Annotated in this window: 27 protein-coding genes; 16 read left to right on the top strand and 11 right to left on the bottom strand. The window is 70.2% G+C overall.

What is annotated here, in order from left to right; translation table 11 throughout:
• Positions 1–126 precede the first annotated feature (126 nt).
• The 5 genes from ACFSOX_RS06530 (at position 127) to ACFSOX_RS06510 (ending at position 4,399) form a co-directional block, all read left to right on the top strand.
• Positions 127–1,626, top strand: coding sequence for a 6-hydroxynicotinate reductase (locus tag ACFSOX_RS06530; protein WP_378476990.1), 1,500 nt, complete (start codon positions 127–129; stop codon positions 1,624–1,626).
• Positions 1,623–2,570 (top strand): UPF0280 family protein, encoded by a 948-nt coding sequence (locus ACFSOX_RS06525; RefSeq protein WP_378476989.1) that lies wholly within the window; start codon positions 1,623–1,625, stop codon positions 2,568–2,570. The genes ACFSOX_RS06530 and ACFSOX_RS06525 overlap by 4 nt, the downstream gene beginning before the upstream one ends.
• Positions 2,552–3,136, top strand: a complete 585-nt coding sequence (locus tag ACFSOX_RS06520) for an amino acid synthesis family protein (protein WP_378476988.1) — start codon at positions 2,552–2,554, stop codon at positions 3,134–3,136. The genes ACFSOX_RS06525 and ACFSOX_RS06520 overlap by 19 nt, the downstream gene beginning before the upstream one ends.
• On the top strand, positions 3,133–3,717 hold the full coding sequence (locus ACFSOX_RS06515) for an amino acid synthesis family protein (protein WP_378476987.1): 585 nt from the start codon (positions 3,133–3,135) through the stop codon (positions 3,715–3,717). Before ACFSOX_RS06520 ends, ACFSOX_RS06515 begins: the two co-directional genes overlap by 4 nt.
• A 238-nt stretch (positions 3,718–3,955) precedes the next feature.
• Positions 3,956–4,399 (top strand): MarR family winged helix-turn-helix transcriptional regulator, encoded by a 444-nt coding sequence (locus ACFSOX_RS06510; RefSeq protein ID WP_378476986.1) that lies wholly within the window; start codon positions 3,956–3,958, stop codon positions 4,397–4,399.
• 71 nt (positions 4,400–4,470) lie between these two features.
• Here the strand turns inward: ACFSOX_RS06510 and ACFSOX_RS06505 are convergent, their stop codons facing one another.
• Positions 4,471–5,664 (bottom strand): amidohydrolase family protein, encoded by a 1,194-nt coding sequence (locus ACFSOX_RS06505; protein WP_378476985.1) that lies wholly within the window; start codon positions 5,662–5,664, stop codon positions 4,471–4,473.
• A gap of 173 nt (positions 5,665–5,837) precedes the next feature.
• Here ACFSOX_RS06505 and ACFSOX_RS06500 point away from each other — a divergent pair, with 173 nt between their 5' ends.
• The gene (locus tag ACFSOX_RS06500) at positions 5,838–6,611 is read left to right on the top strand and encodes a ferredoxin--NADP reductase (RefSeq protein WP_378476984.1); all 774 of its coding nucleotides are present in this window, start codon (positions 5,838–5,840) and stop codon (positions 6,609–6,611) included.
• Between the two features lie 175 nt (positions 6,612–6,786).
• Here the strand turns inward: ACFSOX_RS06500 and ACFSOX_RS06495 are convergent, their stop codons facing one another.
• From ACFSOX_RS06495 to ACFSOX_RS06475, 5 genes are all read right to left on the bottom strand, one after another.
• Positions 6,787–7,512, bottom strand: a complete 726-nt coding sequence (locus ACFSOX_RS06495; protein WP_378476983.1) for an ABC transporter ATP-binding protein — start codon at positions 7,510–7,512, stop codon at positions 6,787–6,789.
• Positions 7,509–8,315: an ABC transporter ATP-binding protein gene (locus ACFSOX_RS06490; RefSeq protein WP_378476982.1), complete on the bottom strand. Its 807-nt coding sequence runs from the start codon at positions 8,313–8,315 to the stop codon at positions 7,509–7,511. The genes ACFSOX_RS06495 and ACFSOX_RS06490 overlap by 4 nt, the downstream gene beginning before the upstream one ends.
• Positions 8,312–10,222, bottom strand: a complete 1,911-nt coding sequence (locus ACFSOX_RS06485) for an ABC transporter permease (protein WP_378476981.1) — start codon at positions 10,220–10,222, stop codon at positions 8,312–8,314. Before ACFSOX_RS06485 ends, ACFSOX_RS06490 begins: the two co-directional genes overlap by 4 nt.
• A gap of 302 nt (positions 10,223–10,524) precedes the next feature.
• A complete protein-coding gene (locus tag ACFSOX_RS06480; RefSeq protein WP_201159684.1) occupies positions 10,525–11,673 on the bottom strand; it encodes an ABC transporter substrate-binding protein in 1,149 nt (382 codons plus the stop codon).
• Between the two features lie 400 nt (positions 11,674–12,073).
• Complete coding sequence (locus ACFSOX_RS06475; protein ID WP_378476980.1) at positions 12,074–13,477, bottom strand: sodium:solute symporter family protein; 1,404 nt, start codon at positions 13,475–13,477, stop codon at positions 12,074–12,076.
• Between the two features lie 361 nt (positions 13,478–13,838).
• On the opposite strand from ACFSOX_RS06475, the gene ACFSOX_RS06470 reads away from it, so the two are divergent.
• Both ACFSOX_RS06470 and ACFSOX_RS06465 read left to right on the top strand, forming a co-directional pair.
• Entirely contained in the window at positions 13,839–14,756 is a 918-nt protein-coding gene (locus ACFSOX_RS06470) for a LysR family transcriptional regulator (RefSeq protein ID WP_378476979.1), read from the top strand.
• An 83-nt stretch (positions 14,757–14,839) separates the two neighbouring features.
• A complete protein-coding gene (locus ACFSOX_RS06465; RefSeq protein WP_378476978.1) occupies positions 14,840–15,958 on the top strand; it encodes a pyridoxal phosphate-dependent aminotransferase in 1,119 nt (372 codons plus the stop codon).
• Positions 15,959–15,979: 21 nt separating this feature from the next.
• Here ACFSOX_RS06465 and ACFSOX_RS06460 read toward each other — a convergent pair whose 3' ends face one another.
• Together ACFSOX_RS06460 and ACFSOX_RS06455 are read right to left on the bottom strand one after the other, a co-directional pair.
• A complete protein-coding gene (locus tag ACFSOX_RS06460) occupies positions 15,980–16,162 on the bottom strand; it encodes a hypothetical protein (RefSeq protein ID WP_378476977.1) in 183 nt (60 codons plus the stop codon).
• Positions 16,163–16,419: 257 nt separating this feature from the next.
• A complete protein-coding gene (locus ACFSOX_RS06455; protein WP_008385021.1) occupies positions 16,420–16,632 on the bottom strand; it encodes a hypothetical protein in 213 nt (70 codons plus the stop codon).
• Between the two features lie 183 nt (positions 16,633–16,815).
• Here ACFSOX_RS06455 and ACFSOX_RS06450 point away from each other — a divergent pair, with 183 nt between their 5' ends.
• The gene (locus ACFSOX_RS06450) at positions 16,816–17,211 is read left to right on the top strand and encodes a rhodanese-like domain-containing protein (RefSeq protein WP_378476976.1); all 396 of its coding nucleotides are present in this window, start codon (positions 16,816–16,818) and stop codon (positions 17,209–17,211) included.
• A gap of 43 nt (positions 17,212–17,254) precedes the next feature.
• Here ACFSOX_RS06450 and ACFSOX_RS06445 read toward each other — a convergent pair whose 3' ends face one another.
• The 3 genes from ACFSOX_RS06445 to ACFSOX_RS06435 all read right to left on the bottom strand — a co-directional run bounded on the left by ACFSOX_RS06445 (position 17,255) and on the right by ACFSOX_RS06435 (position 19,997).
• The gene (locus ACFSOX_RS06445) at positions 17,255–17,632 is read right to left on the bottom strand and encodes a YbaN family protein (protein ID WP_378476975.1); all 378 of its coding nucleotides are present in this window, start codon (positions 17,630–17,632) and stop codon (positions 17,255–17,257) included.
• A gap of 127 nt (positions 17,633–17,759) precedes the next feature.
• Complete coding sequence (locus tag ACFSOX_RS06440) at positions 17,760–19,124, bottom strand: Hsp70 family protein (RefSeq protein WP_378476974.1); 1,365 nt, start codon at positions 19,122–19,124, stop codon at positions 17,760–17,762.
• Between the two features lie 87 nt (positions 19,125–19,211).
• Positions 19,212–19,997: an SOS response-associated peptidase gene (locus ACFSOX_RS06435; protein ID WP_378476973.1), complete on the bottom strand. Its 786-nt coding sequence runs from the start codon at positions 19,995–19,997 to the stop codon at positions 19,212–19,214.
• 126 nt (positions 19,998–20,123) lie between these two features.
• Here ACFSOX_RS06435 and ACFSOX_RS06430 point away from each other — a divergent pair, with 126 nt between their 5' ends.
• From ACFSOX_RS06430 to ACFSOX_RS06400, 7 genes are all read left to right on the top strand, one after another.
• Complete coding sequence (locus tag ACFSOX_RS06430) at positions 20,124–20,630, top strand: hypothetical protein (protein ID WP_378476972.1); 507 nt, start codon at positions 20,124–20,126, stop codon at positions 20,628–20,630.
• Between the two features lie 12 nt (positions 20,631–20,642).
• The gene (locus ACFSOX_RS06425) at positions 20,643–21,083 is read left to right on the top strand and encodes an NUDIX hydrolase (protein WP_378476971.1); all 441 of its coding nucleotides are present in this window, start codon (positions 20,643–20,645) and stop codon (positions 21,081–21,083) included.
• A 65-nt stretch (positions 21,084–21,148) separates the two neighbouring features.
• Positions 21,149–21,535, top strand: a complete 387-nt coding sequence (locus tag ACFSOX_RS06420; protein ID WP_378476970.1) for a TIGR02301 family protein — start codon at positions 21,149–21,151, stop codon at positions 21,533–21,535.
• A gap of 613 nt (positions 21,536–22,148) precedes the next feature.
• Entirely contained in the window at positions 22,149–22,397 is a 249-nt protein-coding gene (locus tag ACFSOX_RS06415) for a hypothetical protein (protein WP_378476969.1), read from the top strand.
• Positions 22,398–22,545: 148 nt separating this feature from the next.
• Positions 22,546–23,448: a CAF17-like 4Fe-4S cluster assembly/insertion protein YgfZ gene (gene ygfZ / locus ACFSOX_RS06410; RefSeq protein ID WP_378476968.1), complete on the top strand. Its 903-nt coding sequence runs from the start codon at positions 22,546–22,548 to the stop codon at positions 23,446–23,448.
• A gap of 13 nt (positions 23,449–23,461) precedes the next feature.
• On the top strand, positions 23,462–24,178 hold the full coding sequence (locus ACFSOX_RS06405; protein ID WP_378476967.1) for a DNA-3-methyladenine glycosylase I: 717 nt from the start codon (positions 23,462–23,464) through the stop codon (positions 24,176–24,178).
• 2 nt (positions 24,179–24,180) lie between these two features.
• Positions 24,181–24,822 carry a YfbR-like 5'-deoxynucleotidase gene (locus ACFSOX_RS06400; RefSeq protein ID WP_378476966.1) on the top strand — a complete coding sequence of 214 codons (642 nt, stop codon included), beginning with the start codon at positions 24,181–24,183 and terminating at the stop codon, positions 24,820–24,822.
• The last annotated feature ends 93 nt before the right edge of the window (positions 24,823–24,915 follow it).

The raw sequence follows: 24,915 nt of genomic DNA, 5'->3' as shown, positions 1-24,915 counted from the left end.
AGATCATTTGTGTACAAACGAAATGCCGGCCCGGCGGCCGGCCGCGACGCGCCGTTTCCCCCGGGCGCATCCGATGCGGCCCTCGCACGCTCCGATCGGCCGGACCCCGAACGAGACGAGGCCGTGATGAAGGATCCTCAGCCCGCTGCCGAGACGTCGGCCGACCTCAAGGTGCGTTGCGACGCCTGCCCGGTCGCCTGCTGGATTCGCCCCGGCCTGTCGGGCGCCTGCGATCGCTACGCCAACCGAGACGGCGAGCTGATCCGGGTCGATCCGCACGTGATCCTGGAGCGCACGCTCGACAACGGCGGCCGCGTGGTGCCGTTCAACCAGCGCAAGAGCGAGTGGGCCGGCGAGATCGTGCCGGAGGAGGAGCTGTTCGTCACCGCCATCGGGGCCGGCACCACTTATCCGGACTACAAGCCGGCGCCGTTCATCGTCTCGTCCCAGGTCGACGGCGTCGACATGGTCACGGTGGTGACGGAGGGCATCTTCAGCTACTGCGGCGTGAAGGTGAAGGTCGACACCGACCGCTTCCTCGGCCCCGAGCAGGCGACCGTGCGGGCGCAGGGCGAGGCCGTGGGCCACGTCACGACGGGCGAGTACGGCTCGCAGATGCTGTCGCTCGGCGGCGTGCACCATCTCACCGGCGGTTCCAAGAAGGAGGGCCGCGTCACCTGCGAGGCGCTGCTCGATCTCTCCAACGGCAAGCCGGTCGAGCTGACCATCGACGACGGCTCGACCATCATCGTCGAGGCCGGCAAGGCGCCGATCATCAACGGCGTGCCGGAAGAGCGCATGCGGGTCGGCTGCGGCTCGGCGACGATCGGCATCTTCGCCAAGCAGTGGTTCGGCAAGGTCGACGAGGTGGTCGTCGTCGACGATCATATCACCGGTGTTCTGTCGGAGCATGCCTCCGGCAAGGTTCTGGGCATCGCGCCGACCGGGATCAAGATGCGGGGGCGGCGCTCGACGCCGGGGCGCTACTTCCAGGTCGCCGATCCGGGCACCGGCTGGGGCGGCACCAGCATCACGGACCCGCTGTCGATCCTCGATCCGTTCGACAAGACCGTCGCGAGGCCCGGCATGACGCTGTTCATGGTCTCGACCACGGGCGAACACGCCGCCTATTTCGTGCTCGACGAGAACCTGAAGCCGGTCGAGACCGAGATGCCGGAGGTGCTGCGCGCCTCCACCGAGCGCATCAAGGAGAACTGCGAGCCGGCACTCTGCACGGTGCTGTTCATCGCCGGTGCCGGCGGCTCGCTGCGGGCCGGCGTCACCGAGAATCCGGTGCGGCTCACCCGCTCGGTGAAGGACACGCTGACCCGCGTCACCTGCGGCGGCGCACCCGTCTATGTCTGGCCGGGGGGCGGCATCACGTTCATGGTCGACGTCACGCGCCTGCCCGCCAACGCCTTCGGCTACGTGCCGACGCCGGCGCTCGTCGCGCCGATCGAGTTCACGCTGAAGCTCGACGACTATGCGGCGCTCGGTGGCCACATGGACCACGTGCGGCGTCTCGGCACGCTCGGCGATCACGACAGCAATCTGGTGCCGCCGGTCGAAGGAAACGTCTGGCCCTATGCGGCCGAGGGGCCGAGCTGGGGCCGGGGACGATCATGACGGCCGCTCCGGTCGTCTCGGCGCGCAACACGCGGCGTCCCGGCGCCCGCATGCTGCCGGACGGCCGCCGCCTGCATCTGCAGGACGGACCGATCGACCTGATCATCGAGGCGTTCGGGCCGCGCGAGATCGTCGAGGTGGCTCATAGGACCGCGTTGCAACGACTGACCGGCCTGCTCGACGCGCTGTGCGAGGAGTTGCCGGCGCTGCGGCGGCCGGTGACGACGACCTCGCCGGCGCCGACGGGGTCGGTCTCGGGCCGCATGGTCGCCGCTGTGCAGCCGTATGCGGGCAGGATCTTCATCACGCCGATGGCGGCCGTGGCCGGCAGCGTGGCGGACGAGATCGTCGCCGCGATGGTTTCGGTTGCGGGTGCCGGGCTCGTGCGGGCGTATGTCAACAACGGCGGCGACATCGCGCTCCATCTGACGCCCGGCACCCGCTTCACGACCGGCCTGGTCGACCGGCCCGATCACCCGACGATCTTCGGCACGGCCGAGATCACCGCCGATGACCCGGTGCGCGGCATCGCCACGTCGGGCGCCGGTGGCCGCAGCTTCTCGCTCGGCATCGCCGACGCCGTCACGATCCTGGCCCGCGATGCCGCGAGCGCCGATGCCGCCGCGACCGTCGTTGCCAATGCGGTGAACATCGCGCATCCCGGCATCGTCCGGATACCAGCCCGCGACATCCAGCCCGACAGCGATCTCGGCGATCTTCCGGTCACGCGCGCCGTGCCGTCGTTGGCGCAGCCGGAGATCGATGCGGCGCTCGATTCGGGTGTCGTCGTCGCGGAACAGTTGCGCGCCAGAAACCTGATCGTCGCCGCCGCGCTCCGTCTGCAGGGCACGACCCGCACCGCGGGACCGCTCCTGCGGTCGGCGATCTCCGAACCATCGTCATTCATCCGACAGGGCAATCGTTCATGGCCGACGTTCTGGTGAGAAAGCGTCTCGTCACCGTGGAGGAGATCTTTCACGAAGGCGGGCCCGTGACGGGTCGCACGATCAAGCGCGGCGCCGCCATCGCCGTGATCAAGAATCCGTTCGCCGGGCGTTATGTCGAGGACATCGCCTTCTTCATGAAGGATCTCGAGCCGCTCGGCGTGTCGCTCGCGCAGGCGCTTCTCGATGCGCTCGGCGGCGTCGCCGGGACGATCGAGGGCTACGGCAAGGGCGCGATCGTCGGCGAGGCCGGCGAGCTGGAGCACGGCGCCCTGTGGCATGTACCGGGCGGCTACGCGATGCGCGACGTGCTCGGCAGCACCAAGGCGATCGTCCCGTCGACCAAGAAGGTGGGCGGGCCGGGCACCCGGCTCGACGTGCCGATCACGCACGTCAATGCATCCTATGTGCGCACGCATTACGATGCCATGGAGGTCGGCGTGCCGGACGCGCCGCGCGCCGACGAGATCGCGCTGGTGCTGGTGATGACGATGGGTGGCCGCGTGCACGCCCGCATCGGCGGCCTTCTGGCGCATCAAATCGAGAAGTGGGATGGATTACGATGAATCTTAAAATCCGCAAGCTGGTGACCGTCGTCGACGAGACCCTCACGGAGATGGGCCACGCGGTCGAGCCGCCGGTGCGCCGTGCGGCGGCGATCGCCGTGATCGACAACCCGTATGCGGGCATTTATGTCGAGGATCTCGGGGCTCTGATCGACTTCGGCGAGGAGCTGGGCAAGCTCTTGTCCGAGCGGGCCGTGGCGGCGCTCGGTGTGCCGGGTGAGACGTGCGAGAGCTACGGCAAGGCGGCGCTGGTCGGCGCCGACGGCGAGCTCGAGCATGCCGCGGCATTGCTGCACCCCAAGATGGGGGCACCGGTGCGCAAGACGCTCGGCAAGGGCGCGGCCCTGATCCCGTCGTCGAAGAAGCGCGGCGGCCCGGGCCAGGAGCTCGACATTCCGCTCGGCCACAAGGACGCCGCCTTCGTGCGCAGCCATTTCGACGGCATGCAGGTGTCGATCAACGACGCGCCGCGCGCGAACGAGATCATGGTCGCCGTGGCGATCACCACGGGTGGTCGTCCGCTGCCGCGCGTCGGCGGCCTGAAGACGAGCGAGATCAAGGGCGAGGACGGCCTGCGTTGATGTTTGCCGGGCTCGTGGTGAGGAGCGTTCGCGGCGCGCTTGCGCGCCGCGAGCGCGTCTCGAACCATGGGCAGGCACCTCGGCCGCCGTCCTTCGAGACGCCGCCATTCAAGTCGGCTGTTACCGATTCGGCGACCCACGGGTGCCGATCTCGGGCAAGCCCGAGATCGGTGGCGACTCCTCAGGACGAGGCGGTCGGACGCACGCCGACTCGCCTGTTTGAGCACGAGGGCAGGGCATGACGAAGGTCGCGGCGACGAAGTCTCGCGCGGGCAGCTACTGCCTGGACGAGCAGGTCGGCTTCATGCTGCGCCAGGTGAGCCAGCGCCACACGGCGATCTTCGCCGAGAAGATCGGCTGCGATCTCACCTCGATGCAATGGGCCGTGCTGTCGAAGCTGCGCGAGGTCGGTGCCACCTCGCAGAACCAGCTCGGTCGCGCCACCGCCATGGACGTCGCGACCGTGAAGGGTGTGGTCGACCGCCTCACGGCGCGCGGCCTGATCAGCATCGCGCCGGATCCGGACGACGCCCGCCGTCGCCTCGTCGATCTCACGCCGAAGGGCCGCGCCTTGGTCGACGCTCACGTCGAGGAGGCGCACGCCATCTCGGACGAGACGCTCGCCCCGCTCTCCGCCGCCGAGCGCAAGACCTTCATGAGCCTGCTCGCCAAGCTGCGGTGAGTGCTGAGTCGCCCTGGTTCACCTCTCCCCGCGCGCGGGGAGAGGGAAGGACGGCGCCGTCGTGATCGAACTCACACCACCGCGGGCACCTTGGTGGCGGGTGGCGTGTTGCGGCTGCGGTCGGTGCGCACGATGCCGTCGATGACGGTCATGCCGATGCCGGGCAGGTCGCCGAGTTGGATCGACTCCAGAAAATCCTTGCCGGCCGAGTGCTGCGCCTTGTCCATCAGCACGAAGTCGGCGGCGCGGCCGGTCTCGATCAGGCCGACGTCGAGGGCGCGCATGCGGGCCGTGTTGCCGGTGGCGAAGCAGAAGGCGATCTCGGCCGGCACCTCGCCGAGCGCCGAGAGCATCGACACCATGCGGATGATGCCGAGCGGTTGGACGCCGGAACCGGCCGGGCCGTCGGTGCCGAGGATGACGCGCTCGAGCTGGCCGAGCTCGCGGGCGGTGCGCAGCGTGTACAGCGCGGCGCGCTCGTTGCCGTTGTGGACGATCTCGAGACCGCGCCGGCAGCCCTCGCAGATGCAACGGATCTCGCGGTCGGGCAGCGCGGTGTGGCCGCCGTTGATGTGGCCGACGACGTCGGTGTCGGCCTCCAGCACCATGTCGGCGCCGATCAGCCCGGAGCCCGGAATCGACGGGCCGCCGGTGTGGATGGTCGACTGGATGCCGTATTTGCGCGCCCAGGCGACCATCTCGCGCGCGTTCTTGCCGTCCTTGACGCCGCCGAGGCCGACCTCGCCCAAGAGCTTCACGCCGGCGGCGGCGAGCTCCTTGAAGTCCTCCTCGGTCATCCCGTGCTCGAGCACCGGCGCGCCGGCGTGCAGCTTCACGCCCGCCACCCGGAACGCATCGAAGCAGCGCTGCGCCGTGATCGCCATCGCCTTGAGGCCGACGATGTCGCGCGGCCGGCCCGGCGTGTGCACCTCGCCGGCCGAGATCATGGTGGTGACGCCGCCGTGCAGCGTGGAATCGATCCAGCCGAGCTGATTCTGCCGCGGCGTCCAATCGCCGGCGACGGGATGGACGTGACTGTCGATCAGCCCCGGTGCCAGCACGGTGCCGGCGGCGTCGACCACCGTGGTCGCGCCCTCGACGTCGACGTCCTTCAGCTTGCCGATCGCCGAGATTCGCCCGTCGACGGCCACGACGGTATCGGCGTCGAGAATCGGATTCTCCAGCGCACCCGACAGGAGAAGCCCGATGTTGCGGATGACCAGCTTGGTAGGACCGCTCGGTCCCGCCGGCACGTCGTGAGCCATGGTTTCTTCTCCTCGTTGCCGGACGGACCGCGCTTCGCCCCGGTATCCGGCCGTTTCGGGCCGTTGACAAGGCCGCCGCGGCTCCGTCATATTGTTAGTACACTAACGAATGTCGGTCGCCAAGGCGGTGGCCGCGACTCCCGACTTCCTGGAATTCCTCGAAGGTTCGACCCATGAGCAACTTCTTCGAAGAGCAGGTTCTCGACGTTCACCACTGGACCGACAGGCTCTTCAGCTTCTCGACGACGCGCGATCCCGGGTGCCGCTTCAAGAGCGGCCAGTTCGTGATGCTGGGCCTTCCGGGCGAAGGGCGGCCGCTCATGCGCGCCTACTCGATCGCCTCGCCGCACTATGCCGACGTGCTCGACTTCTTCTCGATCAAGGTGCCGAACGGGCCGCTCACCTCGAAGCTGCAGCAGATCCGGCCGGGCGACCGCATCGTCATCGGCCGCAAGGCGACCGGCACGCTGGTGATCGACAACCTGAAGCCCGGCGCGACGCTCTATCTGCTCGCGACCGGAACCGGCCTTGCGCCGTTCATGTCGACGATCCGGGATCCCGAGACCTTCGAGCGGTTCGAGAAGGTGGTGCTGGTCCACGGCGTGCGCACCGTCGCCGAGCTGGCCTATCGCGAGAAGATCGAGCGGGAGCTGCCGCAGGACGAGTTCCTGGGCGAGATGATCGCGCAGCAGCTCATCTACTATCCCACGGTCACGCGCGAGGAATTCCGCAACCAGGGCCGCATCACCCATCTGATCACGTCCGGAAAGCTCTTCTCCGACATCGGCCTGCCGGCGCTCGATCCGGTCCGCGACCGCGTGATGATGTGCGGCAGCCCGGCGCTGCTCGCCGACATGACGCCGATCCTCGAAGGCATGGGATTCGTCGAGGGCAACACCGGGGAGCCCGGCGACTACGTGATCGAGAAGGCCTTCGCGGAGAAGTGACGACAGCCGCCTGCGGCTCGGTCCAGTCTCTCCTTCGTCATGGCCGGGCGCGTCCCGGCCATCCACGTCCGTGACTGGTGTTCGGCAGTATCGCGGATGCCAGGCCAAAGGCCGGGCATGACGGCTCGGGGTTTGCCGGAGAGGGTCACGAACCACACGGTTCGCGACTCGGTCCTCACACGGCCAGATAGGCATCGCGCACATCGGGGCGCGCCTCGAGTTCGGCGAGCGTGCCGGTGAACTGCACGCGGCCCTTTTCGATGATCACGGCGCGATCGGAGATCAGCCGCGCGAAATGCAGGTTCTGCTCGGAGAGCAGGATCGACAAGCCTTCCTTCTTCATCGCCAGGATGGCGCTCGCCATCTGCTCGACGATCTTCGGCGCGAGGCCTTCGGACGGCTCGTCGAGCAGCACCAGCGACGGGTTGCCCATCAGGGTGCGGGCGATGGTGAGCATCTGCTGCTCGCCGCCGCTCATCCGGCCGCCCGGGCGCTTGCGCATCTCGGCGAGGTTCGGGAACAGCGTGTAGAGCTTCTCGGGCTCCCAGGTCGGCGCACCCTCGCGCGGCTTCTGGCGGCCGACCATCAGGTTCTCCTCGACGGTCAGATCGGAGAAGATGCGGCGGTTCTCCGGCACGAAGCCGAGCCCGCGCCGCGCGATCTCGTAGGTCGGCAGCGCCGTCACCTCCTCGGCGTCGAACCATACCGTGCCGGTGCGGCGCGCCACCATGCCCATGATGGAGAGGAACGTGGTCGACTTGCCGGCGCCGTTGCGGCCGAGCAGCGCGACGACCTCACCGGTGTGAACCGAGAACTCGACGTCGAACAGGATGTGGGCCTGGCCGTAGAAGGCGTTGAGCTTCACGACGTCGAGCTGCGACGTGTGCGGACGTTCGATCATCGGTGCGCCCCGGTCGATGTGGCGGCGCCCGCCGCGCCGTCCTGGTGGCGGGCGTCGTAGACGAGGCCCTCGCCGAGATAGATCGCCTGCACCTCGGGGTCGCGCCGCACCTGCGCGGGCGGTCCCTCGGCGATCAGCATGCCGCGCGACAGCACCATCAGACGGTCGGCGTGCTCGAACACCACGTCCATGTCGTGCTCGGTGAACAGGACGCCGATGCCCTCGCGCCGGGCGATCTCGGCGGTGAGCCGCATCAACTCGATGCGCTCCTTCGGCGCCATGCCGGCGGTCGGCTCGTCCATCAACAGGAGCCTCGGCCGGTTGGCGAGCGCGATCGCGAGCTCGAGCCGCTTGAGGTCGCCATAGGCGAGCTCGGCGGCGGCGCGCTCCGCATAGGCGCCCATGCCGACCAGCCCGAGCAGCCGGTCCGCCTCTTCGGCGTCCTTGGCGGCACTGCCCCAGAAGCGGCGCAGCGCGTGGGCGTGGGAGAGCAGCGCGACCTGCACGTTCTCGCGCACCGTCATCGATGCGAAGGTCGCGGTGATCTGGAAGGTGCGGCCGACGCCCATGCGCCACACGGCGCGCGGCGGCTTGCCGACGGTCGGCTCGCCGTCGATTCGGATGGTGCCGGCGTCGGGGCGGATCTGGCCGTTGAGCATGTTGAAGCAGGTGCTCTTGCCGGCGCCGTTCGGACCGATCAGCGCGAGGATCTCGCCGCGATCGAGGCCGAAGGAGACGTCGCGCACGGCCTGCACGCCGGCATAGGATTTCGAGAGGCTCTCGACCTCGAGCAGGCGGGTCACGGCTGCGCCTCCTTGATCACGGCGTCGGACGGTGCGGGCGCCGACGCGGCGGCGCGGCGGGCCGCGCGCCCGGCCTCGAAGCGCGCCCGCCAGTCGCCGAGCGTGCCGACGATGCCCTTCGGGAAGGCGAGCACGATGAACACGATGGCGGCGCCCAGCACCAGCTTCGAATAGTCGGTCTGGCTCATCAGCCAGATCGACAGCGCCTTGAACACCAGCGCGCCGACGATCGGGCCGAGCACCGTCTCGATGCCGCCGAGCAGCACCATCACGAGGCCGTCGACCGAGGTCGGGATGCCCATCACGTCGGGGAAGACGCTGCCTTTCAGGAAGGCGAACAGCGCGCCGCCGAGGCCGGCCGCGGCGCCCGCCATCACGAAGGCGACCCACTGGATGCGCTTGCGGTCGATGCCGATCGCCTCGGCGCGCAGCTCGGAGTCGCGGGTCGCCCGCAGCGCGTAGCCGAACGGCGAGAAGATCACCATCTGCAGGAAGGCGAGCGCCGGCACCACGAAGGCGAGCGTCACCCAGAAGAACGCCGCCGGTGTCGACGCGAAGGGCGCCGGCCAGATCCCCAGAATCCCGTTGTCGCCGCCCGTCACCGACACCCACTGGAAGGCGATCGACCAGACGATCTGCGAGAAGGCGAGCGTCAGCATCGCGAAATAGACGCCGGTCAGCGACACGGCGAACCAGCCGACGATCGCGGCGCCGACCGCGGCCAGCACCGGGCCGGCGCAGATCGCGAGCAGCATCGGCAACCCGGCGGCCTTCACGGCGAACGCGGCGCCATAGGAGCCGAGCCCGAAATAGGCGGCGTGGCCGAACGAGGCCAGGCCGCCGACGGTCATCAAGAGATGCAGGCTCGCCGCGAACAGCGTGAAGATCAGGAGCTCGCTGCCGACCGTGAGAGCGTAGTCGGAGAGCCACAGCGGCTGAAGCGCGACGACCAGGACGCAGGCCGCGGCGATCGTCAGCTCCGTGCGGCCGAGCGGCCGCCACGGCCGCACCGTGGCACCGACCGCCGCCTGCGCGGGGGGCGGCATCTTGCCGAACAGGCCCCACGGTCGCACGACCAGCACGATCGCCATCACGACGAAGACGAGGACCAGCGAGATCTTCGGGAAGACCAAGATGCCGAAGGCGTTGAGCTGCGAGACGATGATGGCGGCGACGAAGGCGCCCGTGGTCGAGCCGAGCCCGCCGATCACCACCACCACGAAGGCCTCGACGATGATGCGCAGATCCATCGAGTGGTTGACGGCGTCGCGCGGGATCTGCAGGGCGCCGCCGAGCGCGGCGAGGAAGACGCCGAGCGCGAACACGCCGGTGAACAGCCATTTCTGGTTGATGCCGAGCGCCGCCACCATGGCGCGGTCGTGGGTCGCGGCGCGCACCAGCACGCCCCAGCGGGTGCGGTGGAACAGCACCCAGAGCGCGGCGAGCACCAGCGGGCCGAGCACGATCAGGAACAGGTCGTAGGAGGGGATTCGCTTGCCGAACATCTCGACGGCGCCGGCGAAACCCGGGGCGCGCGGGCCGACCAGATCCTCGGGGCCCCAGATCACCAGCACCAGATCCTCGACCATCAGCGTCACGCCGAAGGTGGCGAGGAGCTGGAACAGCTCGGGCGCGTGATAGATGCGCCGCAGCAGCGTCATCTCGAGCAGCGCGCCCAGCACCGCGACGACCGCGGCGGCGGCGAGCAGCGACAGCCAGAACCCGTAGGCGCCGGCGAAGCGTTCGGTCAGCGTGTAGGCGACGTAGGCGCCCAGCATGTAGAACGCGCCGTGGGCGAAGTTCACGATGCGGGTGACGCCGAAGATGATCGACAGGCCGGAGGCGACCAGGAAGAGCGAGGCCGCGCTGGCGAGGCCGGTCATGAACTGGACGAAGACGAGCTGCATCGGCGGTCACGATCGGGTTGGGGCCGACCAGGTCGGCGAGGCTCCGCGACGCAGGCGCGGCTCTGACGGCGGGGCCGTCGTTTCGACGTCGAAAGTCACGACACGGGGGTGGGACGCATCGGTCTCCCCTGCGGCGGGGAGAGTCGGAGCTCGCGCGTATCGCAAGTGCGCAGGGCACCAGCGCACGGCACGAGCTCCGGGCGAGGGGACACGGCGGCAGGAACGGGCGCCGGCATCCATCTCGCCGTCGGAAGCGCGGGTCGGCGCGCTCCCGACGGGGCCGTCCGCGAGGGACGGTCCGCTCAGTTCTGCGGGCGCAGCTTCTTCACCTCGTCGTCGCTCGGCAGATACTTGGCGCCGTCGCGATAGCTGTAGTCGACCATGATGCCCTTGCCGTCCTTGACGGCGGTCTTGCCGACGAAGGCGCCGAGCGTCGACTGGTGATCGATGTCGCGGAACTTGACCTTGCCGAACGGGGTGCCGACCTCGAGGCCCTTGGTGGCGGCGATCAGCTTGTCGGTCTCGGTCGAGTTCGCCTTCTTCAGCACCTCGGCGGCCGAGTACATGAGCGCGTAGCCGACCACCGAGCCGAGGCGCGGATAGTCGTTGTACTTCGCCTGGTAGGCCTTGAGGAACGCCTGATGCTCCGGCGTCTCGACGCCGTACCAGGGATAGCCGGTGACGAGCCAGCCTTCCGGCGTCTCGGTCTTCAGCGGGTCGATGTACTCGGGCTCGCCGGTCAGGAACGACACCACGGTCTTGCCCTGGAACAGGCCGCGGGTGTTACCCTCGCGGACGAACTTCACGAGGTCGGGACCGAACGTGACGTTGAGGATCGCCTCCGGCTTGGTCGCGGCGAGCGCCTCGACGACGGCACCGGCATCGATCTTGCCCTGCGGCGGCCACTGCTCGCCGACCCACTCGATGTCCGGGCGCTTCTCCGACAGGAGCTTCTTGAACACGGCGACGGCCGACTGGCCGTACTCGTAGTTCGGCGCCACCGTGGCCCACTTCTTGGCCGGCAGCTTGGCGGCCTCCTCGGCCAGCATGGCGGCCTGCATGTAGTTCGAGGGCCGCAGGCGGAACGTGTAGGGGTTGCCCTTCGACCAGACGATCGCGTCGGTGAGCGGCTCGCCGGCCAGATAGTAGATCTTCTTCTGCGCCGCGAAGTCGGCGATGGCGAGGCCGATATGCGAGAAGAAGGCGCCGGTCAGCATCACCACGCCTTCCTTGGAGACCAGCTCGTTGGCCGCCGTCACGGCGTCGGCCGGCTTGCCGGCGTCGTCCTTGGAGATCACGACGAGCTTGTTGCCGTTGATGCCGCCCTTGGCGTTGATCTCCTCGACGGCGAGCTGCCAGCCCTTGCGGTAGGGCTCGGTGAAGGCGGGAAGGCCGGAATAGCTGTTGATCTCGCCGATCTTGATGTCGGCGGCGAGGAGCTGCCCGGGCATCGCCAGCGCGAAGGCGGCGGCCAGGACGTGACGGCGCGATACGGTTTTCGACACGGCGATGATCCCTCTCTTCGCTCGACAAGACCGGCTCCGACGGCCCGGGCGACGGGTCGTCGGCGTCGACGCGGATGCGTCGGGGGAGAGTGCGCCGTCGGCCTGGCTCGTCGTCCGCGAGGACCGCGAATTCGTTAGCACACTAACGGTATCAACTCCTCGTTCCCGCGCAAGGTCGAAACGCAGGCAGCGCCGTGGCATTCTTGCATATTGTTTGGACGTGTCGACCGGCAAAACGGCGAGACCGCACCGCACCGTCGCGCTTTTTCGAAGCGCTTCCGACGGATCTTTGCCTGCTTTTCCTTCAGTTTCGCCGCAGTGCGAAAACCCTGCGGGGCGCGCGTGATCAGGCCGAGGGGGTGTCGCGACGGTTGGTCGCGGCGGCGCGCAGGACGCCGAGCCCGACCACGCCGGCGCTCACCGCGAGGCCGGTCATCAGCGGGTTGATCGGCAGCGGCAGCACGAGGCGGACCAGCACGGCCGCGGCCGTGCTGCCGACGATCGAGGCGATCGCCCACGCCGCCGGCAGCCGGCCCGGGCAGAACACGGCGAGCGACAGCGGCAGGAACACGGCGGCGCCGCGCAGCGCCATCGACATGTAGTTCCAGTCGAGCACATAGGAGTCGAGCGCCGACAGCGCGATCAGCATCGACAGCACGGTGACGCCCAGGACGCAGGCGCGGTTGATGGTCAGGAGCCGCGCGTCGTCGCGCACGCCGAGCAGGCCGCGGCCGATGTCGTTGGCCATCATGGTGCCGATGCCGAGCGCGAGTCCTGCGATCGAGCCGACCACCGAGATCAGGATCCCGGCGAGCCCGATGCCGCCGATCCAGCCCGGCACGTAGCGGATCAGATAGACGGGCAGCGCGAGCACCGGCGCGAGCTCCGGATGCTTGGCGTGCATCAGCATGCCGATCGCGATCGAGGGCAGGCCGATCGGGATGGTGATCAGCGCCGCCGTCGCCGCGCCGATCGCGGCGACGCGGGTGTCGGAGGCCGCGTAGATCGCCTGCACGTAGGTCTGGGTGCAGACCACGCCGATGATCAGCGACATCAGGTTGTACAGCGTCTCGCCGGTGCCGCGGCCCCACAGGCTGAACCACGGGACGGCCGGAAAGACCGCGTCGAAGTCGGGCATCTGCCAGAGCGACACGGTGGCGTAGCCGCCGGCGATCATCAGCGACAGCCACAGCACGCCCATCTTGACGATACCGGAGACGCCCGCCCCCTTCAGGCCGCCGAACATCCCGTAGGCGACGACGAGCAGCACCAGCACCACGGCCGAGAGCCACGGCGAAAACCCGACCATCGCGACCATCAGGTGGATGCCGGCCAGCGCGCTTGCCACCGCGCTGAACAGGATGCCGAGCGACGAGACGAGACTGGTCAGCGGCCCGGCCGAGCGGCCGTAGGGGATCGTCAGATATTGCGGGATGGTCTCGAGCCCGCTCCGCCGCAGCGGGCGGGCGTAGAAGACGGCGAGTACCAGCAGCGCGAGGCCGGTGCCGAGCGTGAACCACCAGCCCGACAGCCCGACTGCGGCCGCCATCTGGGCGGTGCCGACCGTCGAGGCGCCCCCGATCGCCGTCCCCGAGATGCTGCCGGCGATCAGGATCGCGCCGGCCGAGCGGCCGTTCAGGCTGTAGGCTTGCGCGGACCGCACGTTCCGGGACGACCAGGCGCCGAACACGACGACGAGCGCGAGGGTGGCGACGAGGGCGGCGAGCTGGGCGACCGAGAGGGAGAGCATTTTCGAGACGTGCTCGCGGGGGTGGTCGCGCGTGCGGCGCGCGACGTCGGGTCGATGGTGCGATGCACCATGCGCCCGGAGCCGGCGGCAGGTCCAATGCTCAGTTGCATTTTTATAATCGCAGAAATGGATTAAAAGACATCGGCTCGCCATTCCGGGGCGAGAGCCGAAGGCTCGCGAACCCGGAATCCATTACCCCGATCCGAGTGGCTCGCGGTGGACAGGGCGTATGGGTTCCGGGCTCGGCGCACCGAAGTCGGCTTCGGCCGACTTCGGCACTCGACAAGACGGATTGCGGGCAAGCCCGGGATCCGGCGCGCCGCCCCGGAACGACGGCGTCACGTATGAAGTCGGTGCGTTCATGGACCTCAAATCCGTCCGCTGCTTCGTCGAGGTCGCCGAGAACCTGCATTTCGGCCGCGCCGCCGAGCGGCTGCGGCTCGCCCAGTCGGTGGTCAGCCGGCAGATCGCCGGGCTCGAGGCGGAGCTCGGCGTGCGGCTGATCGAGCGCCACAAGCGCGCCCCGATCCGCCTCACGCCGGCCGGCGCGCTGTTCCTCGACGAGGCACGCGCCGCCCTCGCGCAATTCGAGCGCGCCGAGCTCGTCGTCCGCCAGGCGGAGCGCGGCGAGCGCGGCCGGCTCGAGATCGGCTACGTCGCTTCCGCCACCTGGTCGGGGCTGTTGCCGTCCGCCGTGTTCGACTTCCGCCGCGCGCGGCCGGGCGTCACCGTCTCGCTCACCGAGATGGAGAGCTGGCGCCAGCTCGAGGCCCTCGCCGAAGGCCGCATCGACGTCGGCTTCCTGCGCCCGCGACCCGACTATCCGGCGAGCCTCGCGGTGCTGCCGCAGCTGCGCGAGCCGGTGCTGGTCGCGCTGCGCGCCGATCACCCGCTCGCCGCGTTGCACGGCGCGATCCCGGCGGCGCGGCTCGCCGGCGAGGCCTTCGCGGTGCCGCAGGCCGACGAGCGCGGGGGCTTCGTCGGCCACACGCTGGCGATCGGCAAGGCCGGTGGCTTCTCGCCCCGCATCGCCCATCACGTGCGCGACTTCATCTCGGTGCTGAATCTCGTCGGCGTCGGGCTCGCCGTGGCGGCCGTGCCGTCGTCGTTGCAGCGCCTGCGGCTGCCCGACGTGGTCTACCGCCCGCTCGCCGACTGCGAGGTGTTCGCCGAGCTGGCCGCCGCGTCGCGGCGCAGCGGCAACGCGGCCGTGGTGCGCAGCTTCGTTCGGGTGCTCAAGGCCCGCGGCGAGACCGTGCTGCCGGTGAGCCTCGATTGACGCGCTGCCTTACAAAGTGATTGCCACGTCGCGGCGGCGGCGGCACACAACGTCGCCCCCGCCGCTCCGCCACGGCCGAGACCATGCCCGACCGCTTCACCGCCGCCCGCTTCACCGACCTCGTCGACAGCCTACCCGCCACCGTGCCGTTCGTCGGCCCGGAGACGCAGGAGCGCGCCCGCGGCAAGGTCTTCCGCGCCCGCATCGGGGCGAACGAGAACGCGTTCGGGCCGTCGCCGTCCGCCGTCGCCGCCATGCGGGCCGCCGCGGCCGAGGCGTGGAAATACTGCGACCCCGAGAACCACGACCTGAAGCAGGCGATCGCCGCCGCCCACGGCGTCGCGCCCGAGCACGTCCATGTCGGTGAGGGGATCGACGGGATCCTCGGTCTCGTCGTGCGCATGCTGATCGCGCCGGGCCAGCCGGTCGTCTCGTCGCTCGGCGCCTATCCGACCTTCAACTTCCATGTCGCGGGGTTCGGCGGGCACCTCGTCACCGTGCCGTATCGCGACGACCGCGAGGATCCGGAGGCGCTCGTCGATGCGGCGCGCTGCGAGGGCGCCGCGCTCGTCTACATCGCCAATCCCGACAACCCGATGGGCACCTGGTGGCCGGCCGCCGACATCCGCCGCATGGTCGAGGCCGTGCCGGACGGCGCGCTGCTGCTGCTCGACGAGGCCTATGCGGAGTTCGCGCCCGACGGCGTCTCGCCCGCGCTCGATCCCGCCGACCCGCGGGTGCTGCGTCTGCGCACCTTCTCCAAGGCGCACGGGCTCGCCGGCATAAGGGTCGGCTACGCCATCGGGGCGGCACCGCTGATTCGCAGCTTCGACAAGGTCCGCAACCATTTCGGCATCAGTCGGATCAGCCAGGCCGGGGCGCTGGCGGCGATCCGGGATGCCGACCACGTCGTGCGGGTGCGCCGCGAGGTGGTGAAGGCGCGCACCCGGATCGGCGCGATCGCGCACGCGAACGGGCTCGCGGTGCTCCCCTCGGCGACCAACTTCGTCGCCGTCGACTGCGGCCGTGACGGGGCCTATGCGCGCCGCGTCCTGCAGGCACTGGTCGCGCGCGACGTGTTCGTCCGCATGCCGGGCGTCGCGCCGCTCGACCGCTGCATCAGGATCGGGTGTGGCCGGCCGGAAGAGCTGGACATTCTTGCCGCCGAGTTGCCGGCCGCGCTCGCCGAAGCGGCGGCCTGAAGGGCGCGTCCGGGCGAACGGTCAGGCTGGCCGGGAGCCGGTGTCGCTTCCCTGGCGGGGGCGGCGCGCTCGCGGTGGCAGGGTGCGGGCGAGGTGCATCATCAGGTCGATGGCGGCCGCCCGGATCAGGGTCCGTTCGTCGGCGCCCAGCGCCGGACGGGCGCCGTGCTGATCGCCCGGGGGCCCGTGTCGTCGATCGGTCATGGTCCGCTCCTGTTGCGCATCGCGGCAGGGCGGTGGTCGCCGACGGGCAGCCATCGCCTCGGTGCGCGGGGATCCGGGCCTGCGCGGAACCATCCGCGGGCCGGCGCAGGCGAACCGTTAACATCGCGCCGTCATCCCCGTTCCATGCAAAGGAGGTCGGGCCGGTATTCCGGCACGGCCGCGGTGTGTTTCGCACACTTCTCCCTGCATGCGGGGAGAGGGAGGAACAGGCGCGGCGGCGCGGTTCGATGCCTCGGTCAGTCGTGGTGGTTGTTGGTGCGGGAGTTGTCGCGGATCGCCAGCAGCCCGTCCTTGATGGCGTTGCGGATGCCTTCCTCGATCAGCGTGCGAGCGACCCCCGGCACGCTGGTGCCGTGGGTGCCCTGCCGGACCAGACGCTCCAGGTAGCCGATGGTCGCCAGCGACAGGGTGATCGGGATGCGGTCGGTCTCGGCTTTCTCGGTGGCCATGACCGAAACGTTAACCCGAGCAATCCTGTACGGAAAAGACTCTATTTCGACTCTCCGACGTGATCGCGACGTGCTCCGGACGGCCGCCGCGCCGGTCGCCGCACCGGTCTTCGCATTGCGGATCGGGCCGCAGAGAGTTAGACCGAGCCGAATATGTCTTCACCCGACGAACGAGGTTCGAGAATGGCCGGAAGCGTCAAGGACATGCTGGCGGCGGCGAATGCCGTGGTGCCGAAGATCACGCCCGACGAGGCCAAACGGATGATGGCGGACGGCGCCGTCCTGGTCGTCGACGTGCGCGACGCGCCGGAGCTCGCCGCGAGCGGCAAGGTGCCGGGTGCCATGCATGTGTCGCGCGGCATGCTGGAGTTCCGCGCCGATCCCGAGTCGCCCTATCACGACAAGGCCTTCGACAAGGCGAAGCCGGTGATCCTCTACTGCGCCTCGGGCGGCCGCTCGGCGCTCGCCGGCAAGGTGCTGAAGGACTTCGGCTACGAGCGCGTGTTCAACCTCGGCGCGTTCAAGGACTGGGTCGCGGCCGGCGGCGCCATCGACACGCCGCTCGACACCGGCATGTGACGGCGGATCTGTCGCAAAGTGCGGGTCGCGGCGCGGCCGCCGGTCAGCGCCGCACCTGCCCGCGTGGCTCGGGGCGTGTCGCCACATAGGCGGCGCAGACGACGAGGGCCGCCGCGACCGGGATCGCGACGAGCGGCCCGGGCGAGGCCGTCGTCCAGAAGATCACGAAGCCCAGCGCCATGCCGGTGCAGGCGAGGAGCTTCGAGCCGCGCGAGATCGCCCGCTGGTCGCGCCAGGCCCGCAGGGCCGGTCCGAAGCGCGGATGCGCGAGCAGCCATGCCTCCAGCCGCGGCGACGAGCGCGCGAAGCACCAGGCGGCCGCGATCAGGAAGATGGTCGTCGGCATCAGCGGCAGCACGGCGCCGATCGCGCCGAGCGCCAGCATCAGGCAGCCGAGGCCGAAATAGAGCGCGCGCGTCATGAGGCTCCGACCCGATGGTCGCGTCGTCGTTTTCGGCGCGGCCGTTCCTCGTCCCGGATCCGAGACAGGTGGTGGGTGCCTCGCCGGTGCGCAAACTCGCGGTCGATCGTCGTCCGTGGAACCCCGTTCACCCGTAGCGCCGCTGCGCCTCGATGGTGAGGCCGAGGCCGACGGCGCCGAAGCGGTCGCCGTCGACCACGGCGGCCTCGGGTAGCACGGCGCGCACCGCGGCGCGCACGCTCGGCACCAGGCTGCCGCCGCCGGTGAAGAACACCGCCTCGATCTTGCCCGGCGTCAGGCCGGCGGTCGCGATGGTCGCGGTGACGGTCGTCCGCAGCCGCTCGGCGAGCGGCGCGGTGGCGTCGTCGAACTGCGTCCGGGTCGCGGGGACGGCGAGACCCGGCTCCACCCAGTCGAGCGGGATCGTCGTCGCGGCCGCGTCGCTGAGCGCGATCTTGCCGCGCTCGACTTCGATCAGCACCGAATGGCCACGCCGCATCTCGATCAGATGGATCAGCCGGCCGAGGAGCTGCGGCGCCCGCGCCTCGCGGCGCACGAGCTTGAGCTCGGGCAGCACGGCCTTGTCGTAGAGCCGGTTGACGGTCGCCCAGGTGGAGAGGTCGAAATAGGGGCCGGACGGCACCTCGACGTCGCCGCGGTTCATCAGCGAACGGAAGCCGAGCGCCGGCATCACGGCGGCGAGCGACAGGGCGCGGTCGTAATCGGTGCCGCCGAGCCGCGTGCCGCCGCTCGCCAGGATGTCGCCCTTGCGATCGTCGCGGTCGCGCCGCTGCGGCCCGAGCCGCACGACGGAAAAGTCCGAGGTGCCGCCGCCGATGTCGGCGACGAGCGCCACGGTCTCGGCCGCGACGGCGCGCTCGTAGTCGAACGCCGCCGCCACCGGCTCGTACTGGAACGACACCTCCGAAAATCCCGCCGCGCGGGCGATGTCGGCGAGCGTCGCCTCGGCCTGGCGATCGGCGGCGTCGTCGCCGTCGACGAAGTGGACCGGGCGGCCGTGCACGACGCGGTCGAGCGGGGCGCCGCACTGCGCCTCGGCGCGCTGCTTCAGCGCCTCCACATAGGTGCGCACGATGTCGCGGAAGGCGACGCGGCGGCGGGCGAGCTGGGTCTTCTCGTCGATCAACGCGGTGCCGAGGATCGACTTCAGCGACCGCATGAAGCGGCCCTGCACGCCGTCCACATAGGCCGCGATGGCGTCGCGGCCGATCAGCGTGTGGTGGGCGTGGTCGAGCCCGAAGAACACGGCGCTCGGCACCGTCGTGCTGCCGTGGTCGAGGGCGAGCAGCACCGGTGCGCCCGCGGTCGCCAACCCCAGCGTCGAGTTCGAGGTGCCGAAGTCGAGCCCGCAGGCGCGGCCGTTCGGGGTCCGCGGGGCCGATCCTCGTGGGGCCGGCGCGGAAGAACGCGGCGCAGAGGGGCGCGGCGCAGAGGGGCGCGACGCCGGTGCTCGCGAGGACGATGGTGACATGGGGCAGGGATCCGGGTGCCGAAGGGCCGGCCTGGATAGTCGATGTGCGGGGCCGCATCAACCGGCGACGGTGCCGCGACGCAGGTGTCAGAACAGCGAGCCCTGGCCGCCGTCGGGCTTCGACGCGAGGGGCCGCCGTGGTGCGGCCCCGGCAGCGCGCTTCGCTCGGGGCCGCGGCGCGGGCACCGCAGGCACCGCGGCGGCCGACTTCTCGGCGAGCGGCGCGATCAGGTCGGGCGAATCGTTCGCGGTGCGGTTGACCGCGGTCGACACCGGCCACGTCTCCAGCAGGTCGTCCGGGGCCGGCGCGATCAGGGCGGCGGCGGTCGGTGCGTCGACGGCCGGGTCGAGCCACAGGTCGAACGCCTCGGGGGCGACGATCACGGGCATGCGGTCGTGGATGGCGCGAAGCGTGCGATTCGCCGTGGTGGTGACGATGCACACCGTCTCCAGCTCCTCGCCGTTCGGCCCCATCCAGGCCTCCCACAGCCCGGCGAAGGCGATCGGGCCGCCGCCGCGCCGGGCGATGTAGAAGGGCTGCTTCGGTCCGCCGGTCGCCTGCCACTCGAAGAAGCCGTCGGCCGGCAGGAGGCAGCGCCGCCGCTTCATGGCGTTGCGGAAGGCCGGCTTGTCGCGGACCGATTCGCCCCGCGCGTTGATGAGCAGCGGGAAGGTTCGCGGATCCTTCACCCAGGCTGGGATCAGGCCCCAGCGCAGCAGCGCGAAGGAGCGGGCGCCCTCGGCGAGTCGCACCGCCGGCACCGGCTGGGTCGGCGCGACGTTGAAGCGAGGCGGGAAGTTCGGCACCTCGCCATAACGAAATAGCGCCCTAATCGCTTCGGGCGAGGAGGTGATGGCGTAGCGACCACACATTCGTGGATTGCCTCTCCGGTGGCGTTCAGATGTGCAACCTTTAATGCGCCCTTAACCCGCCGCCCCGAGAGTTTTCTGAAAAGCGCGCAAGCCGTTCGGTCCATGAGTCAACAACCAAAACTATCCTTGGACGAGCTGCGCGCGCAGGCCCAGAACCCCGCGGTGCTGGCCAAGGCGAACATCAATCCGCTCACCCGCCTCGCGACCGATTATCTCAACCACTACAACGAAGTCATCATGCTGCTCGAGATGCTCGAGTCGTGTCCGGAGTTCGCCGCCGACATCCTCGGCTGGGAACCGCGCGGCTACGACGCCTATTTCGAGAAGTCGCACTTCAAGGACAAGGATCTCGCGCGCGTCGCCTACGAAATCGCCGAGCCGAACTCGCGGCGCGAGCTGGAAGGCATGATCGACCACATGGACGCGATCCTGGCGGCGACGCTCGATGCGCTCCGCCAGAACCTGTCGCCGACCGCGGTGGCCCGGCTCGGGACGGAATCGTCGGGCTGGCTCAAGCCGCTGGTCGCGCGGGCCGGCTCGGTGATCAACGGCGAGCACATCATGCCGGCCGCGATGTCGGACGAGACGGCGCGCCAGGACATGGTCGACGCCGTGTTCCAGCGCGGCGCCTGAGCGGGAGCGCCCGTGAGCGACGATCGGCGCTATCCCCCCCGTCCGTTCCTGGCCGTCAGCGCCGCGGTGTTCCGGGCCGGGCAGGTGTTGCTGGTCCGCCGCGCCCGGGCGCCCTCGGCGGGGCCCTGGACCCTGCCGGGCGGCGTCGTCGAGGCCGGCGAGACCCTTCACGAGGCCCTGGTGCGGGAGCTGCGGGAGGAGACCGCGCTGGAGATCGCGCCGATCGCGCTCGCCGGCCACCGCGAGGTGATCGTCCGCGACGCCGCGGGGCGGGCCGAGCGGCATTTCGTGGTGCTGTCCTTCGCGGCCTGCTGGGTCGCCGGCGAGCCGGTGCTCGACGCCGAGCTCGCAGCCTTCGCCTGGCACGATCCGGCCGCCGTCGCGGGCCTCGACACGACCGAAGGCCTGGCCGAGATCGTCGCGGCGGCGCACGGGATCGTGGGGGAGGGGTAGGAGACGCCTTGCCGCCGACGCGATTGCGTCGCAGATAGGGGCGTCGAGACCCGTGAACACCCCGCATGAACCGCGCTTTTTCCCGTTTCGCCTGTGCGCTCCTGGTCGTCCTGTCGCTCCTGCCCGCGGCTCCGGCCGCGGCCCAGCAGACGATTCCGTTCGACGGCGACCTGCGGCGCCTGTCGGAAATCCTCGGCGCGCTGCATTACCTGCGCGAGGTGTGCGGCGCCGCCGAGGGCCAGAAATGGCGCAACGAGATGCAGCAGCTCGTCGATGCGGAGGCGCCGACCGGCGCCCGCCGCGCCCAGATGATCGCCAGCTTCAACCGCGGCTACCGTCTCTACCAGCAGAGCTACCGCACGTGCACGCCGGCGGCCGACGCGGCGATTCGAAAGTACCTCCAGGAGGGCACCAAGATCGCCCGCGAGGTGACGGCCCGCTACGCCAACTGACGCCGCCGCGCGGGACGCCAAGGCGCTTCGGGCCGAGCGCCCGGCCGCCCGTTGTCCTCCGGTCTCTCGCCTCGCCATGGTGAAAATGTTTTCACCGACAGTCGCGGTGCAGGACGAGCGGCGGCACCGCAGGGCCGGGCGCGGTGCGCAACGAGCACCGCGCGCGGAGCGCCGAGCCCGCGAGGGCGGCCGCCGACTGGGCTCCCGGCCGCCCGCTGCCCCCCGCCCCAGTGAAAACGTTTTCACCTTGGTCTGGCGCGACGCGGTTGACGGCATCGGAAGGTTGTCCGGTACTGCACTCCGCACTCCGCACTCCGCACTCCGCACTCCGCACTCCGCACTCTGCACTCTGCACTCCGCACTCCGCGTAAGGATCCTCGAATTGCCTCCCCGGTCGTCCGTCCGCCCCGCTTTGGTGAAAACGTTTTCATCATGGCTGTCGCGGGGGTGGTGAGCGGCCGGCGAGGGGGGAACAAGACGGCGCGCGCCGATTTTCTGCCCATTAACCTTCCGTAAAGGATCAGCTGGTCGGGCGCCGGACATCTGGTAAGACATCCTTAAGAAACGTTGACGGCTGGGGCCGGGGACCGGGTGGTCGAGAATGTCGATGGGCATGGAAGAAGCTTCTGATCACTACTCGGATCAGGAGCAGAAGCGGGCGGCTCTCGGTCACATCAAGGAGGCTTGGGCGGAAGCTTGGGCGGACGGCATCGACGGCGACTGCCTGGCGCAGGCCTCGCTGTTCTGCGCCCTGACCGAGCTGGTCGCGACCTATGGGGAGGACGCGACGGCCCGCTTCGCCGAGGGCCTGCCGAAGCGCATCGCGGCGGGCGAGTTTTCCATCGTGCTGTCGCGCCAGTAAGGCGCCGCGCCGAAAGGCGCCATGTCGACGGACGCCGCCCCGGTGCGCGACGGCGCCGGGCGCTCACCGGACATCTGCCTGCAATCCGGCCTTGAGCCGCCGCGCCTGCCGCCCTACCTTTCGGATCGACCCTGGTCCGAACAGAATCATGCAGGTTGCGCCCCTTGCCGATCGCGGCATCGTCCTCGTCTCCGGCGACGACGCCCGCCACTTCCTCAACGGCCTGGTGACCGCGAACGTCGCGACCATGTCGCCGGCGCATCCGCGCTTCGCCGCGCTGCTCACCCCGCAGGGCAAGATCGTCGCCGACTTCATCGTCGCCGAGATCGCGGCCACCGACGGCGGCGGGTTCCTGCTCGACGTGCCGTCCGCGCTGGTCGACGGTCTGCTCGCCAAGCTCAAGATGTACAAGCTGCGCGCCAAGGTGACGGTCGAGGACCGCTCGGCCGCGCTTCTCCTGCTGGCGCTGTGGGGCGACGGCGTCGATTCGCTCGACACGGCGTTCGTCGACGGGCTCGTGCTGCGCGATCCGCGCCTGCCGGGGCTGGGGCTCCGCGCGATCGTCCCGGCCGGCACGGCGGCCGCGGTGGCCGGCCGGCTCGGCGCCGCGCTGGTCGCGCCCGAGGCCTACGAGGCGCATCGCATCGCGCTCGGCGTGCCGCGCGGCGGCGTCGACTTCGCCTATGGCGACGCCTTTCCGCACGAGACCGACATGGATCAGCTCGCCGGCGTCGACTTCAAGAAGGGTTGCTATGTCGGCCAGGAGGTGGTGTCGCGCATGCAGCATCGCGGCACCGCGCGCACCCGCGTCGTGCCGGTCACGGTCGAGGGCTTCCCGCCGCCGCCCGGCGCGCCCGTGACGGCCGGCGAGATCGCGGTTGGCACCATGGGCTCGGGCGTGGAGGGCCGCGGCCTCGCGCTGCTGCGGCTCGACCGCGTCGCCGACGCGCTCGCCGCCGGCGCGCCGCTCGTCGCCGGCGGCATCGCGCTCGTCCCGGTGAAGCCCGCCTGGGCGACCTTCGCGTGGCCTGGCGAGGCGGTGCCGGCGTGACGAGGCGCGTGTCGTGAGTTCGGTCGTGCATGCCGACGGGCTGAAGCGCTGCACCTGGCCGGGCCAGGATCCGCTCTACCTCGCCTATCACGACACCGAATGGGGCGTGCCCGAGTGGGACGACCGCGCCCTCTTCGAGAAGCTGGTGCTGGACGGCTTCCAGGCCGGCCTCTCCTGGATCACGATCCTGCGCAAGCGCGAGAATTTCCGCGCCGCCTTCGACGGCTTCGATCCGGAGAAGATCGCCCGCTACGACGCGGCCAAGCAGGCGGCGCTGATGCAGGACGCCGGCATCGTGCGCAACCGCGCCAAGATCGAAGGCGCGACGCTCTCGGCCCGCGCCTATCTGGACGCGATGGAGAAAGGCCCGGGCTTCGCGGCGCTGCTGTGGGGCTTCGTCGACGGCGCCCCGATCGTCAACCGCTTCCGCTCCAGCGCCGAGGTGCCGGCCGAGACGCCGGTTTCGCGCGCCATGTCGAAGGAGCTTTCCGGACGAGGCTTCAAGTTCTGCGGGCCGACCATCGTCTACGCCTTCATGCAGGCGGTCGGCATGGTCAACGACCATCTCGTGACCTGCCACCGCCACGCCGCGCTGGCCGGCGGCGTCCCGCGCTCGCCCAAGGCGAAGGGCCTAACGTCGAAGGCCCTGACGTCCAAGGCCCTAACGTCGAAGGCCGCGAAGACCAAGGCCGTGACGGCTGCGCCGTCGGCGCGGACGAAAAAGGTCTGATCATGCCGGCCAAGACCAAGCCTGCTCCCAAGCCCGCGCCGGCCGCGGAGGCCGAGGCGCCCCGCGCCTGGCAGCGCATGTTGTCGGGTCGGCGGCTCGACCTGCTCGATCCTTCGCCGCTCGACGTCGAGATCGAGGACATCGCCCACGGGCTCGCTCGCGTCGCCCGCTGGAACGGCCAGACCTCGGGTGACCACATCTTCTCGGTCGCGCAGCACACGCTGCTGGTCGAGGAGATCGCGCGGCGGCGCTGCGGGGCGCTCGACCGCCGGCTCGGCCTCGCGCTGCTGCTGCACGACGCGCCCGAATACGTGATCGGCGACATGATCTCGCCGTTCAAGGCCGTGATGGGCGGCGCCTACAAGAGCGTCGAGCACCGGCTTCTCGCCGCCATCCATCTGCGCTTCGGCCTGCCGCCGACGCTGCCCGACGAGACCGTGAAGATCGTCAAGGACGCCGACCGCGGCGCCGCGTTTCTCGAGGCGACCCGCCTCGCCGGCTTCGCGGTGGCGGAGGCGAGGAAGTTTTTCGGCACGCCGCCCGACCTGCCCGCCCGGATCGAGCAGGACTTCTTGCATCCCTGGCCGGCCGGCGTGGCGGAGCGACGGTTTCTCGAGCGGTTCTCGAAGATCGAGGGGGGGTAGGCCATCACGCTCCGACCTCGTCATGCCCGGCCTCGTGCCACGGCTGTCCGGCACGGATTGTGCTTTATGCGGCGAGCCTCGGTTGGTGGCGCG

Source organism: Rhodoplanes azumiensis (assembly GCF_042682915.1).
GTDB lineage: Bacteria > Pseudomonadota > Alphaproteobacteria > Rhizobiales > Xanthobacteraceae > Rhodoplanes > Rhodoplanes azumiensis.
Note: the sequence above shows the minus strand (reverse complement) of the source record. Positions and strands in the feature narration are given on the sequence as shown.

Coding starts and splice junctions, on each gene's coding strand:
- ACFSOX_RS06505 (WP_378476985.1), bottom strand. CDS start 5,664: ATGGCTCACGACGTGCCGGCGGGACCGAGCGGTCCTACCAAGCTGGTC.
- ACFSOX_RS06435 (WP_378476973.1), bottom strand. CDS start 19,997: ATGTGTGGTCGCTACGCCATCACCTCCTCGCCCGAAGCGATTAGGGCG.
- ACFSOX_RS06480 (WP_201159684.1), bottom strand. CDS start 11,673: ATGCCCGGGCAGCTCCTCGCCGCCGACATCAAGATCGGCGAGATCAAC.
- ACFSOX_RS06415 (WP_378476969.1), top strand. CDS start 22,149: ATGGAAGAAGCTTCTGATCACTACTCGGATCAGGAGCAGAAGCGGGCG.
- ACFSOX_RS06460 (WP_378476977.1), bottom strand. CDS start 16,162: ATGACCGATCGACGACACGGGCCCCCGGGCGATCAGCACGGCGCCCGT.
- ACFSOX_RS06445 (WP_378476975.1), bottom strand. CDS start 17,632: ATGACGCGCGCGCTCTATTTCGGCCTCGGCTGCCTGATGCTGGCGCTC.
- ACFSOX_RS06455 (WP_008385021.1), bottom strand. CDS start 16,632: ATGGCCACCGAGAAAGCCGAGACCGACCGCATCCCGATCACCCTGTCG.
- ACFSOX_RS06500 (WP_378476984.1), top strand. CDS start 5,838: ATGAGCAACTTCTTCGAAGAGCAGGTTCTCGACGTTCACCACTGGACC.
- ACFSOX_RS06450 (WP_378476976.1), top strand. CDS start 16,816: ATGGCCGGAAGCGTCAAGGACATGCTGGCGGCGGCGAATGCCGTGGTG.
- ACFSOX_RS06510 (WP_378476986.1), top strand. CDS start 3,956: ATGACGAAGGTCGCGGCGACGAAGTCTCGCGCGGGCAGCTACTGCCTG.
- ACFSOX_RS06525 (WP_378476989.1), top strand. CDS start 1,623: ATGACGGCCGCTCCGGTCGTCTCGGCGCGCAACACGCGGCGTCCCGGC.
- ACFSOX_RS06420 (WP_378476970.1), top strand. CDS start 21,149: ATGAACCGCGCTTTTTCCCGTTTCGCCTGTGCGCTCCTGGTCGTCCTG.
- ACFSOX_RS06520 (WP_378476988.1), top strand. CDS start 2,552: ATGGCCGACGTTCTGGTGAGAAAGCGTCTCGTCACCGTGGAGGAGATC.
- ACFSOX_RS06530 (WP_378476990.1), top strand. CDS start 127: ATGAAGGATCCTCAGCCCGCTGCCGAGACGTCGGCCGACCTCAAGGTG.
- ACFSOX_RS06485 (WP_378476981.1), bottom strand. CDS start 10,222: ATGCAGCTCGTCTTCGTCCAGTTCATGACCGGCCTCGCCAGCGCGGCC.
- ACFSOX_RS06495 (WP_378476983.1), bottom strand. CDS start 7,512: ATGATCGAACGTCCGCACACGTCGCAGCTCGACGTCGTGAAGCTCAAC.
- ACFSOX_RS06515 (WP_378476987.1), top strand. CDS start 3,133: ATGAATCTTAAAATCCGCAAGCTGGTGACCGTCGTCGACGAGACCCTC.
- ACFSOX_RS06465 (WP_378476978.1), top strand. CDS start 14,840: ATGCCCGACCGCTTCACCGCCGCCCGCTTCACCGACCTCGTCGACAGC.
- ygfZ (WP_378476968.1), top strand. CDS start 22,546: ATGCAGGTTGCGCCCCTTGCCGATCGCGGCATCGTCCTCGTCTCCGGC.
- ACFSOX_RS06440 (WP_378476974.1), bottom strand. CDS start 19,124: ATGTCACCATCGTCCTCGCGAGCACCGGCGTCGCGCCCCTCTGCGCCG.
- ACFSOX_RS06400 (WP_378476966.1), top strand. CDS start 24,181: ATGCCGGCCAAGACCAAGCCTGCTCCCAAGCCCGCGCCGGCCGCGGAG.
- ACFSOX_RS06475 (WP_378476980.1), bottom strand. CDS start 13,477: ATGCTCTCCCTCTCGGTCGCCCAGCTCGCCGCCCTCGTCGCCACCCTC.
- ACFSOX_RS06470 (WP_378476979.1), top strand. CDS start 13,839: ATGGACCTCAAATCCGTCCGCTGCTTCGTCGAGGTCGCCGAGAACCTG.